This is a genomic window from Paenibacillus sp. IHB B 3415, assembly GCF_000802655.2.
In the GTDB taxonomy this organism is placed as follows: Bacteria; Bacillota; Bacilli; order Paenibacillales; family Paenibacillaceae; genus Paenibacillus_AQ; species Paenibacillus_AQ phytohabitans.
On sequence record NZ_JUEI01000121.1, the window covers coordinates 1 to 13063 of the forward strand.

At 50.2% G+C, this 13063-nt stretch carries 7 protein-coding genes and 2 riboswitches; all 7 genes read left to right on the forward strand.

Features of this window, described 5'->3' with window-relative positions; translation table 11 throughout:
- The first annotated feature begins 937 nt into the window (after nt 1-937).
- Complete coding sequence (guaA, locus tag QW71_RS33610) at nt 938-2476, forward strand: glutamine-hydrolyzing GMP synthase (protein WP_039309743.1); 1539 nt, start codon at nt 938-940, stop codon at nt 2474-2476.
- A 382-nt stretch (nt 2477-2858) separates the two neighbouring features.
- A riboswitch (purine riboswitch) is annotated at nt 2859-2958 on the forward strand.
- A gap of 124 nt (nt 2959-3082) precedes the next feature.
- Complete coding sequence (locus QW71_RS33615; protein WP_039309746.1) at nt 3083-4483, forward strand: NCS2 family permease; 1401 nt, start codon at nt 3083-3085, stop codon at nt 4481-4483.
- Between the two features lie 290 nt (nt 4484-4773).
- Nucleotides 4774-6765, forward strand: a complete 1992-nt coding sequence (locus QW71_RS33620) for a carbohydrate-binding protein (protein ID WP_039309747.1) — start codon at nt 4774-4776, stop codon at nt 6763-6765.
- Nucleotides 6762-10601, forward strand: a complete 3840-nt coding sequence (locus tag QW71_RS37475) for a phospholipid carrier-dependent glycosyltransferase (protein WP_039309748.1) — start codon at nt 6762-6764, stop codon at nt 10599-10601. The genes QW71_RS33620 and QW71_RS37475 overlap by 4 nt, the downstream gene beginning before the upstream one ends.
- Nucleotides 10602-10683: 82 nt before the next feature.
- The gene (locus QW71_RS33630) at nt 10684-11661 is read left to right on the forward strand and encodes a glycosyltransferase family 2 protein (RefSeq protein WP_039309749.1); all 978 of its coding nucleotides are present in this window, start codon (nt 10684-10686) and stop codon (nt 11659-11661) included.
- The gene (locus QW71_RS33635; protein WP_039309750.1) at nt 11651-12055 is read left to right on the forward strand and encodes a GtrA family protein; all 405 of its coding nucleotides are present in this window, start codon (nt 11651-11653) and stop codon (nt 12053-12055) included. Before QW71_RS33630 ends, QW71_RS33635 begins: the two co-directional genes overlap by 11 nt.
- 170 nt (nt 12056-12225) lie before the next feature.
- On the forward strand, nt 12226-12879 hold the full coding sequence (locus QW71_RS33640) for a class D sortase (RefSeq protein WP_039309752.1): 654 nt from the start codon (nt 12226-12228) through the stop codon (nt 12877-12879).
- A 127-nt stretch (nt 12880-13006) separates the two neighbouring features.
- Nucleotides 13007-13063, forward strand: a riboswitch (cyclic di-GMP riboswitch). This riboswitch is flagged as partial in the annotation.

Consider the following 13063-nt stretch of genomic DNA (forward strand, 5'->3'; position numbering starts at 1 on the left):
GTCGCATCGGGCGCGCACGCACAGTCTCTGCGCCCCGTCGCATCGGGCGCTCGCGCGCAGCCACCGCGCCCCGTCGCATCGGGCGCGCACGCGCAGCCATCGCGCCCCGTCGCATCGGGCGAGCTCACGCAGCCATCGCGCACGGATGCATCCTCCATCCCCACCTTGAGCTCCAGTCCTCCTGCCACGGATGCGGAAGCCATTGACGCAGCCGCGTTCATTGCCAGATGTTTGACGATTACATTCCGTCTGACCCGATAAGATAAGAGGCGTTCACTGCTATTGCAGCGAGCGCCTTTCATTTACATGAATATTTAAGCTGAACTTAGCTGCCGACGGAAATCCTGCACGAAATACAACATTCTCCTCATCATAATGAGCCTATTCAAAAATTGTTGTATAAAAAGCAGCATTTCCCCCGTAATCAGGCGGCTAAGCGCGTCAATTCCTGCATTTCATACAACAATTGTTACGAATCCCCCAGCATTCATGAATCCATGTTGTAATACTTACAACATTTAGCCCTTTCTTTACAGGTGAACTTAAGTGAGCTCACTTTGCTGCCGGGCGGTGCCCCGGAGAGTACAGCGTGACCCTTGGATGGACTGCAAAAGTATAGCTCCGGCGTATTAGTTAGTTCATGGTAATTTTCCCGATGTACGCCTGCCGGCCAGCCCTCTGTTCTGTCCAGCATATGACGGCATTCCTGAAAGAGGAAATCACTTTTTGGCAACTATAACAGCACATCTATCCTCACTCAGCTAACGTGGAAGCGGATACGCATTCCAAGATCTGGATACTGTCTTTACAGGCTCCCCTAAATCGCCCCAGACCCCGTCACATATGGGAGAAATCCCCGAAGACAAGACGTCTCCTTTCCTTGACGCTGAGAATTAACCATGAGTATAATGAATCCAATAATCAAGGGAGGCAAGTAATGAACAAGCCAAATGAAATTATCGTTGTTCTGGATTTCGGGGGACAGTATAACCAGCTTATCGCGCGCAGAATTCGGGACCTGGGGGTATACAGCGAGCTTCTGCCGTACAATACACCAATGGAGAAGATTAAGGCACTGTCGCCAAAAGGGATTGTTTTCTCAGGCGGGCCAAGCAGTGTGTACGCTGAGGATGCACCACATGTAGATCCGGCGATTTATGAACTCGGACTTCCGATCTTCGGAATCTGTTACGGGATGCAACTGATGGCCCAGCAGCAGGGCGGCAAGGTAGAACGCGCATCCAAGCGGGAATACGGCAAAGCGGATGTGGAATTCTCACCAGGGTCCGTGCTTGCAGCAGGTCTTGAGAGCAATCAGACCGTATGGATGAGCCACGGCGACCATGTCGTGGAGCTTCCGGAAGGCTTTAAGCTGGATGCCGGGACAGAGAGTGCTCCAATCGCAGCTATGAGCAATGATGCACGCAAATTCTTCGCCGTACAGTTCCACCCTGAGGTGCGCCACTCTGTGAACGGAAATGAGATGATTTCGAACTTCCTGTATGAGGTCTGCGGCTGCGAGGGCAAATGGACGATGGAGTCGTTTATTGATGATGCCATTAAGGATATCCGCGACAAAGTCGGCGACAAAAAAGTGCTCTGCGCACTCAGCGGCGGTGTAGATTCCTCTGTTGTGGCTATGCTGATTCACCGTGCCATCGGCGATCAGCTGACTTGTATGTTCATTGACCACGGCCTTCTGCGCAAAGGTGAAGCGGAGAGCGTTATGGAGACTTTTGTCGGCAAATTCGATATCCATGTGGTCAAAATCGACGCCCGTGACCGCTTCCTCGGCAAGCTGGCCGGTGTTTCCGATCCCGAACAGAAACGTAAGATCATCGGCAATGAATTCATTTATTGCTTCGACGAAGAATCGGCCAAGCTGGGTGATTTCGCATTCCTGGCGCAAGGCACACTGTATACAGATATCGTGGAGAGCGGTACAGCAACGGCTCAGACGATTAAGTCCCACCATAATGTAGGCGGGCTGCCTGAAGATATGAAATTCAGTCTGATCGAGCCGCTGAACACCCTGTTTAAGGATGAGGTCCGTAAGCTGGGTGAAGAGCTAGGAATGCCGCATGCCATCGTTTGGCGTCAGCCTTTCCCGGGTCCGGGTCTGGCCATCCGTGTTCTGGGTGAAGTAACCGAAGAGAAGCTGACTATTGTTCGTGATTCGGACTTTATCCTGCGTGAAGAGATTGCCAAAGCCGGTCTCGACCGCGAAATCTGGCAGTATTTCACCGCATTGCCTAACATGAAAAGTGTTGGCGTTATGGGTGACGAGCGTACGTATTCCTATACCGTAGGTATTCGCGCAGTAACTTCCGTAGATGGAATGACCGCAGACTGGGCGCGTATTCCGTGGGATATTCTGGAGAAAATCTCCGTGCGCATCGTCAACGAAGTCGATAACGTAAACCGCATCGTGTACGATATTACTTCGAAGCCGCCTGCAACGATCGAGTGGGAATAGGCCTCAGCAGCAGCTGACTATAGAATTCCGGAGCCGGAACGCATTCATTGGCGTTTCCGGCTTTTTTTGTTGATATAAGGGTAAGCCGTTTCTAGTTGAGAATCTTCTCTTTTCTGCCCTGCATACAAACGGAAGGACAGTCAAATGCTATACACAGAAAATGATGCCACCCGGCTATCCCGCTTAGCGCTCCATCATACGTGTATAACCTGGCTTAAGTACAGTACCGTCCGCGTTTATGCCGCGATGTTTGGCGGATCATCCCTGTACCAAGCGGAATTTGTCATGAAAATGTTCGATTTACGAACAATTGTATAAACCTTACGCTTAATGTTCGTATTTACCATTGACAACTCATGTCATATACACCTAAAATGATAAAGCGCTACAGCAAATACATATTCGTATAATTCCGGGGATTGGCCTGGAAGTCTCTACGAGGTCACCGTAATGACCTGGCTACGATTAAGAAGAGCAGCTTACCTGGAATTCCGGTTAACACCGGATATGCCGGACAAGAATCTCTTTTTTCGGGCCGGTGTCTTCCCAGATGCCGGCTTTTCTGTTGCTGTGATGGCATAACATACACCTTAGGGGGAGAACAATTTGAATCGCTTTTTCAAGTTGAAAGAGAACGGCACCACAGTACGCACAGAGATCATGGCCGGTTTGACCACGTTTATGGCAATGGCTTATATCCTATCGGTTAATCCCAATACTTTGACTGCCTTTGGCCGCATTGATATGGGCTGGTATTCCGTATTCCTGGCTACAGCACTTGCGGCAGGTATTTTCACAATTGCCATGGGATTATTCATTAACTTTCCGGTAGCTCTGGCACCTGGTATGGGCCTTAACGCATATTTTGCTTCCGTAGTGTTGTCTTCGGCAACCACCGAACATGAGTTTACCTGGCAAATGGGTCTTACCGCTGTATTTATCTCCGGAATCATCTTCATCCTGCTGACCGTTACCCGGGTCCGGCAAATATTGCTCACTGCAATTCCTGACAGCCTGAAGCATGCCATCACGGTCGGTATCGGGATGTTCATCACCATTATCGGCCTGAAGAACAGCGGATTGATGACGATCGGCGTTGAAGCCGGTAATGACATTGCCGCTAATAAATTCACGGATGTTCTTTCCTTCGAAACTGTAATTCATATGGGCAGCCTGGAGAACACCGATGTTCAGCTTGTAATTATCGGCCTGCTGCTGATCTCCATCCTGATGGTGCTGCGCGTACGCGGCGCAATCCTGTTCGGTATTCTGGGTACTACGCTGGCTGCGATCCTGATGGGCGCTGTAGATTTCAGTTCCATTAATGATTCACAAGCCCATTGGATTCCAGACTTCACGCAACTCAACTTCTGGGAATTTGACTGGGAAGGCATTATGCACACCGGTATCGTTTCCGCAATTGCTACCTTTACCTTTGTAGAGTTGTTTGATACCTTCGGTACACTTGTAGGTACTGCTGAACGTGCAGGAATCATGAAGGATGCTGAAGAAGGCAAAAGACGTGTTGGTAACGCCATGTTTGTAGATGCAGTAGCCGTTGCCGGTGGTGCGATGCTGGGTACTTCCACAACCACTGCTTATGTTGAGAGTGCTGCCGGTGTAGCTGAAGGCGGACGTACGGGTCTGACTGCAGTAACTACAGGTGTGTGCTTCCTGCTCGCATTGTTCCTGGCTCCGATTGTAGCGCTTATTCCCGGCCCTGCAACAGCCGCTGCACTGATTATTGTCGGTGTCCTGATGGCCCAATCCATCCGCGACATTGATTTCCAGGACATGGTCCTGGCGATCCCGGCCTTCCTTACCTTTGTTATTATGCCTTTCACTTACAACATCGCTAACGGTATTTCGTTCGGGATTGTCACTTATGTTATTCTGGCTTGCGTAGCGAATCTGGCCGGCAAGAAGAAATATGATATCCACTGGATGATGTGGGTACTGGCTGTTCTGATTATCCTGCGTTATGTTCTGATCGGCAGCCAGGGCTAAGAGAGAACAACATCCGTCTTTAAGTACACGGTTCCTTCATTAATATGAAGGGGCCGTTTTTTTATAAAAATATAAGAATTTATTTGCTTCACGCTATCAATTATCCTTCTATTTCTCGCTGAAACGGTACCGTCCTTATAAAAGGACGGCAAAGCTGTTTCTACTTGTTATAGAAATGTATAGGTTTCTCTGGAGAATCCCTCATAAGGAGGCTGCAGCTGGGGTTAACCTCTGCTTTACCCTTTTCTTCATCCAGTATTTAGATTATATTGTTGAAGAGGTGATAAACGTTGTCCGGCTTACTTACGAGAGCTTACAAGTCCTGCATTAACAATCCCTGGCCGTACCTTTTGTTTCTGCTGGGGGCAATCGTTCGTATCATATACATAAATTCTATCCCTCCGGGACTGAACCAGGACGAAGCATCTATCGGCTATGATGCCTACGCCATTCTACACTACGGGATGGACCGCAATGGTGTACATCTGCCCGTTCATCTTATCGCCTGGGGCAGCGGACAGAATGCGCTGTATGCCTACTTGTCCATGCCGTTTATTCTGCTGTTCGGCCTGACGCCGCTGTCTGTGCGGGCACTCAGTCTGGTCACGGGCTTGCTGGCCATGATTTTCTTCTACCTGATTATGAAACGGCTGTCCGCCTCATCCAGAACAGGAATCGCTGCCATGTTCTTTATTGCGATCAATCCCTGGCATATTATGATGTCCAGGTGGGCGCTGGAATCGAATCTGTTTCCTACGATGATTTTGATAGCTGTGTACCTTCTGCTAAGATCCTTCGACAATCCGCGATGGTTTTATGCGTTTACCGGCATGCTGGCCCTCTCGCTGTATGCCTATGGAACAGCTTACTTTTTTGTCCCGTTATTTGCGCTTGGTACGGCAATTCTTCTATTGTATAGCAAGATACTTAAGCTCAGGACTCTTGTGTGGAACAGCCTGCTGTTTGCAGCAATGGCCCTGCCTATACTATTATTTATTGTTATTAACCGTTACTCCATGCAGGACATAGCCACTCCATTGTTCACTATTCCCAAGCTTACGATGCCGCGTGTGGAGGAAATCTCATCCGTGTTCAGCGGACAGCTGGGGAGGGCAGCTGCGGATAACTTCAGTGCATTCAGCAAGCTTATGCTTAGCGGGACTGACGGCTTGCCATGGAATTCAATTTCTCCTTATGGCTATGCGTACCCGATCGCGCTGCCTTTTGCGCTGCTGGGGCTGGTTGTCCTCATACATTCGTGGTGGACCAGACGGCGGGAGAACGCAGGGCATGGAGTCTTGCTGCTCTGGTTCCTGATTGCCGTGCTAATGGCGTTTATTACAAGTGTAAATATCAACCGGATCAATATTATTTTTTATCCGTTCATCATGCTGGTAAGCGCCGGATTTGTGTGGCTTGCGGGGAGAGTCAAGGGGGCTGCCGTACTGGCCGCTGCAGTGTTTACAATATTTTTTGTCCTGTTCTCCAATGATTATTTCCGTGAGTTCCCCGGCCGGATCGGACCGGCTTTTTATGATTCTTTCGGCGAGGCGGTGCAGTATGCCTCCGAACACAGCCCGGGAGAAATCTATATTACCAATAATGTGAATATGCCCTACATTTATGTGCTGTTCTATGAGCGGATCAATCCGCAGGACTTCCAGAATTCCGCCGTTTACGCCAATCCGGGAGAAGCTTTCCAGCGTGTATCCTCCTTTGGGAGATACAGATTTGACGATTTGAACATGGTACCTGCAAATGCCGCATATATCTTTGGGAATAGCTCTCCGCTTCCTGCGGCAAGTGCAGAATATACAGTTAAGCGTTTCGCCAACTACAGTGTAATGCTTACTAATGACAAAGCGGACGGGCTTCCGGCAGCTCCGGAGAATCCCGCTGCTGAATTTAGAAACGGGGGGTTTGAAGAAGGGACTTCGGGCTGGACATTCTCTGCGGGAACGGGAGTGGCTGATAATAAGCCTTACGCCGGAACTAGGCTGGCTTATCTTGATGCGGGAGCTGACAGAAGCGTGTCACAGGTTTTTGCCGCGGCAGCCGGTGACTACAAGCTATCCGCCATGGTTAGTGCGGGCGGCAGCGGCGGGAAGATCGGAATCCGTGCAGCCGGCACTGTGCTGGCAGAAGCCGAACTGCAGGCAGGGGAAGATTATCATCAGGTTACACTTCCTGCGGTCACGCTGGAGCAGGGGATGCAGGCAGAAGTTTACATAACCGGCGGTAACGGCTGGATTAACATTGACGAGGTGAGGGTGGAACGATGACCAAGAATACACGTGCGGCGGCAACCGTTATACTGATGCTCTTATTATTTATTCTTCCTGTAACAAACGTTTATGCTGAGGGGAATTTACTGCAGAATCCGGGTTTTGAGGATGGGGAGGACGGTGCGCCTGCCAGCTGGAGCAAAGATATGTGGATCTCGGGCGATGCCTCCGGTCTGCTGTCCGTTCAGTCCGAGGATGTTCACTCCGGCAGCAAAGCGGCAGTCATTGAGAACCTTGAACCCAATCACCTGAAGTGGGTACAGACAGTTGCCGTCTCGCCGGACAGCTACTATAAGATCTCGGGGTATGTCAAAATAGTCAGTACAGCAGGCGGGGGGATGGGTGCTAATATATTCCCGGTCGGGATTGGCGGCGGTTATCCCGCCACCCAGGATACAGCTGGCGATTGGCAGTATCTCGAGTTCATCGGCCAGACCGGCAAAGAGCAGACCGAGATCGGGATAGGTGCTGCCCTGGGCGGATATGCCAACCTGATTCAGGGCAAGGCCTATTTCGATGATCTGTCCGTAGAACAGCTGGATGCAGCTCCGGAAGGCGCGAACATTGTATCGCTGGACAGCGGAGCACCGGCGGCCGGGGCGGATGCGGGCGGCGGGAGCCAGCCGGCAGAAACACCGCATAAGGTGTCACCTGCCAAGCTGCTGCTGATATCGGCAGTGTTCAGTGTGTTCTTTGCTCTTTTATATCACAGAGCCTTCAGCAGTAAACGCCTGCTGAACCAGCAGGAAGTGATCTATACACGCTGGCTGTATGTCCTGTTTGGTGTAGCGTTCATTCTGCGGATCTGGATTGGCCTGACTGCGCAGGGCTATCAGAATGATATGAATACATTCATGGCTTGGAGCCATCGTCTGACAGACCTTGGTCCGGGCAAGTTCTATGAAGAGGGCTATTTCGCGGATTACCCCCCAGGCTACTTGTATGTGCTGTACCTGCTGAGTCTGCTCCGCGGATTGTTTAATTTTGCGGGCGGATCAGGCGCAGAGACTGTGCTATATAAGCTGCCGGCCATCATCTCCGACCTCGTGCTCGGCTGGATCATCTACAAGGGCGCACGTGCCAAGATCGGACCCGGACTTGCGATCGGGCTGATGATGCTGTTCCTGTTTAACCCGGCAGTGCTGATGGACTCTGCAGCGTGGGGACAAGCAGACTCCTTCTTCCTCATCTTCCTGCTGCTCAGCATAATGGGAGTAGTGGATAGAACCTTTGTACGTGCAGCGATCTTTTTCGCCATTGCCACACTGATCAAACCGCAGGCGCTGATTTTCACACCGGTCCTGATCTTTGCCTTCTATCATCACCGTGCCTGGAAGCAGCTTGCTCTGGGCGCTGTCTACGGACTGGGAATATTTGCTCTGCTCGCAGCCCCGTTCTTCTGGAATAACGGCGGTTTTGCCGGAGTGATTGATTTATATAAGAGCACTTTATCTTCTTATCCGTATTCTACAGTTAATGCATTCAATCTTTATGCTTTGACGGATCCGATGTGGTCAGCGCTTGATGTCACCTGGCTCGGCATACCTTACCGCATATGGGGCTTTATTTTCATACTTGTAGCGGTAGCTCTCGCAGCTTATTATTCCTTCAATACCAAGGACCGCAAGGATCTTTCTAAATCGTATTTCCTCGGCATGGTGCTGATCACGGTTGTCTTTGTATTTGGCACCAAAATGCATGAACGCTACCTGTATCCTGTTCTGCTCCTGTCTCTATTCACCTTCATTGAGAGCAAGGACCGGCGTTTCCTGACACTGTTTCTCGGATTCTCGCTGACTCAATATATTAATGTAGGCTATACGCTGGCCTATCTCAATACCGGCAGCAATCCGCCGACAGACGGAATTGTCCTGGTTACAGCGATTACTACCGTAGTTCTGGCATTATATCTGCTGTATGTTGGGTACGATGTATATATCCGCAAAGCAACAAAGCTCCTGCGAGAGCCTGTTACAACGCAGGCTGCATTTGAAGCAGATGTGCGGCTTGCAGAGGGGATTCAGCCCCTTGCCAAGCAAGAACGGCGTTCCCCGCTGAAGCTGCAGCGCAGAGATTGGATCTGGATGATCGCGATCACGGTACTCTATGGAGCGCTTGCGCTTTATCATCTGGGGGACAACAAGTCGCCTGAAACCCTGTGGGAGCCTGCCGCCAGCGGCGAGAGCTTCTATGTGGATCTGGGGCAGGCCCACCAGCTGGAGCGGGTAAATATCTTCGGCGGTGTCGGCACGGGCAAGTTTCAGCTGGAGTTCAGCCAGAGTCCGGATAATTGGAGCAGCCCGCTTGATGTGAGCGAGGATGTCGGCAATGTCTTCATATGGAAAAGTCAGCCGCTGAACGTATCGGCAAGATACGTCAAGCTGACAGTCACCTCTCCGGGCTTCACCCTGAATGAAGTGGCTTTCTATGGCCAGGAGGCACCGAAGACGCCTCTGCAAATTGCCGGTGTTACACCGGATGCCGCTGCGGCCCCCAAAAGAGGGACGCCAGCCAATCTGTTCGATGAGCAGTCCATGATCCCGGAAAACTCGAATTTCATGAACAGTACGTATTTTGATGAAATCTATCATGCGCGGACGGCTTATGAACATTATCATGATATTGTCCCTTATGAGAATACGCACCCGCCGCTTGGCAAGCTGCTGATCGGTGCCGGCATGGAGCTGTTTGGCGTCAATCCATTCGGCTGGCGTATCATCGGCACCCTGTTCGGAATTGCGATGCTGCCGCTGATCTATATTATGGCGATGCGGCTGTTCCGGAAGACTACCTATGCTGCATTAGCAGCCGGACTGTTCGCCCTGGACTTCATGCATTTCACCCAGACGCGCATTTCAACGATTGATGTATACGGCGTATTCTTCATTATGCTGATGTTCTATTTCATGCAGCGGTATTATACGATGAACTTCTACCGTATGCCGCTGCGCACAACGCTGGTTCCGCTGTTCTGGTCCGGACTGTTCTTCGGAATCGGAGTGGCCTCCAAGTGGATTGTTCTCTACGGAGGGGCAGGACTTGCGGTGATGCTGGCACTGGCGCTGTTTGAGCGGTATAGGGAGTATAAGGCTGCAGGCCGTCTGCTGGCTGAGGGCAAGCTGACCGGTCAGGAGCTCAAAGCTGCCTGCCGGACAGCGGACCAATCCTTCTGGAAGAACACCATCATCACTTTGGCCAGCTGCATCATATTTTTCATTGCTATCCCGGTTATCATCTATAGTCTGTCCTTTGTCCCGGCGCTCTCTGCTTCGGCGGAAGGCTTCACTGTTAAGGGCCTGATTGATGCCCAGAAAAATATGTACAACTATCACAGCCAGCTTGTAGCTACGCATCCGTTCGCCTCCTCCTGGTGGGAGTGGCCGTTCATGAAACGTCCGGTATGGTTCTTCAGCGGCGGTGAAGGATTGCCGGAAGGCAAGGCCAGCAGCATCGTAACCATGGGGAATCCGCTCATCTGGTGGACAGGAATCTTCGCTATGCTGGCAGCCGTGTGGCTTACCGTGAAACGCAGGGACAAGAATCTGTACATGATCTGGATCGGGTTCTTCTCACAGTATGTTCCGTGGATGCTTGTGCCGCGTGAGACGTTCCTGTACCATTATTTTGCGATGGTGCCGTTTATGATTCTGTCGGTGGTCTATATCCTGAAGCTGCTTGACAGCAGATTCGGCGATGCCAAATACCTGCGGTATGCCTATGTGGCTGCTGCAGCCATCCTGTTTGTAATGTTCTATCCGGTGTTATCCGGAATGCAGGTTAACAGCAGTTATATAAATACTGTACTGCGCTGGTTCCCTTCCTGGGTATTCTAGGGGGTACTATTTAATGAGGCACATGCTTAAAAAGTCAGTTTTATTGCGGGGTATCTCGTAGAAACTTATAGGAGGAACTAAGGTGAAAGCCAGATACAGTGTAATTGTCCCCATGTTCAATGAGGAGGAAGTCATTCAGATAACCTATGAACGGCTCAAAAAAGTAATGGATGGTTGCGGCGATTCCTATGAACTGGTTTTCGTCAATGACGGCAGCCGGGACCGTACGGCGGAGATCATGCGCGAGATCAGCAGCCGGGATGAGCATGTCAAGCTGATCGACTTCTCCCGTAATTTCGGCCACCAGGTGGCGATTACGGCTGGTATGGATTATGCCGAAGGCCAGGCAGTCGTGGTGATTGACGCAGACCTCCAAGATCCTCCTGAGGTTATTCTGCAGATGATTGCGAAGTGGAAAGAGGGCTACGAAGTCGTGTATGCCAAGCGGTTGAAGCGTCACGGGGAGACTTTATTCAAGAAAGTCACCGCTAAGATCTTTTACCGCCTGCTCAGCAGTATGACCAGTGTTGAAATCCCTACCGATACCGGGGACTTCCGGCTGATCGACCGTAAAGTCTGTGATGTGCTGCGCGGTCTGAAGGAGAAGAACCGGTATGTCCGGGGTCTGGTAAGCTGGGTAGGCTTCCGGCAGACCATGGTAGAATATGTGCGGGAGGAGCGCTTTGCCGGGGAAACGAAATATCCGCTCAAAAAAATGATCCGGTTTGCGCTCGACGGCATCACCTCCTTTTCCCACAAACCGCTCAAAATCGCATCATATATCGGATTCTTTCTGTCCTTTTCCAGCTTCATCTATCTGTTCCTGGTATTGTTCCAAAAAATCTTTACCTCCTGGACCGTACCCGGATGGGCATCTATAGTCGGCGTGAACCTGCTCTTCAACGGGATTGTGCTGATGCTGCTGGGGGTAATTGGTGAGTATATCGGACGGATCTATGATGAGTCGAAGGACAGACCGCTCTATATTGTACGTGAGACCAAAGGCTATCCGGATGCGGAAATAGAAGACACGCGGAAGGAAAGCGATTATGCCAGATAAGAGATGGAGTGCGGGGTTCATCCAGTTCCTGAAATTCAATGCGGTAGGCCTGCTGAATACATTGATTGACTTTGCTGTATTCACACTGCTGCATTCCCTTGGGATGATCAACACCCCTGCGCAGATTATTTCCTACAGCGCCGGTACGGCCAACAGCTTCTTCTGGAACAAAAAGGTAACCTTCCGTGACCGGGACAAAGGCAATAAAGAGGGCTTCGACCGGATGCAGCTGGTCAGATTTATCGTGCTGAACCTGTTGGTGCTGGGTATATCGGTGCTGCTGATTCATATATTGACCGATACTCTCGGTATTCAAGTGCTGATCGCCAAAGTGCTGGTCACATTTGTTACGGTAATCATTAATTTCTTCGGAAGCCGGAAATGGGTATTCTGAAAATATAAGAATTTATATGCTTGCTGCTATAAAATATCCTTCTATTTCTCGCTGAAACGGTACCGTCCTTAAAAAGGACGGCAAAGTCGTTTCTACTTGTTATATAGAAGCATTGCTTCTTAATTATTCCGGAAGGGTAACATCTATTCTATATTACGGAGGCGATTGTCATGCGGAAATTATCCTATTTGATTATACTTGCCGGGGTACTAATTATGCTCTATCCCAAAGGAAGCGAATGGTACAATGACCGTCAGCAGCAAAAGCTGCTGGAAGAGGCTGAACAGGCCTACAGTGAAATCGTTCCGTCTGCCTCAGCTCCGGCCAGTGCTGATCTAAGTAAGCCTTATGCGGAAGTAACCCAGCTGCTGGCGGATGAGTCGGCTGCGGAAGAGCCAGAACCCTCTGCAGCGCCTGAGATTGAAGTCGGAGGCAAGGTGATGGCAATCATTCAAATCGACAAAATAGATCTGAAGCTGCCTGTACTGGAAGGCGCCACCAAGGCGAATATGAAGCATGCTGCTGCACATATGAAGGAGACGGCTCCGCTCGGCGCTGCTGGCAATGCTGCAATTGCAGCGCATAGATCAAGAACTACGGGAAGGCTGTTCAACAGATTGAATGAAGTCGAAGTCGGGGATAACATTTCCGTTACAACCGGCAAGCAGGCATACAATTATGTAGTTTATGATGTGACTATTGTGGAACCAACCGATGTATCCGTATTGAAAGGGAATAAGGATGACAAGATTCTTACACTCATTACTTGTGATCCGCTGGTGAATCCAACGCATAGACTTATCATTCACGCAAAGCTATCCTGATGTTTGTAGAATAATGACGGAAAAACTTAAAATACTTAAAATTTTTATTTATTTTCGCGGAAATCTAGTGATTTAGGTCTTGATAATAGAAATAGATATGGTAAGATATAACTATACAAAGCTAATACACGATAAACGGCAAACCTATCGAAAGGTAGGGACGCAAAGCTAAAGGGCCTTCCCG

Bases quoted from the DNA above. Each gene is read 5' to 3' on its own strand.
- QW71_RS33640 (WP_039309752.1), top strand. From the start codon at position 12,226: ATGCGGAAATTATCCTATTTGATTATACTTGCCGGGGTACTAATTATG.
- QW71_RS37475 (WP_039309748.1), top strand. From the start codon at position 6,762: ATGACCAAGAATACACGTGCGGCGGCAACCGTTATACTGATGCTCTTA.
- QW71_RS33635 (WP_039309750.1), top strand. From the start codon at position 11,651: ATGCCAGATAAGAGATGGAGTGCGGGGTTCATCCAGTTCCTGAAATTC.
- guaA (WP_039309743.1), top strand. From the start codon at position 938: ATGAACAAGCCAAATGAAATTATCGTTGTTCTGGATTTCGGGGGACAG.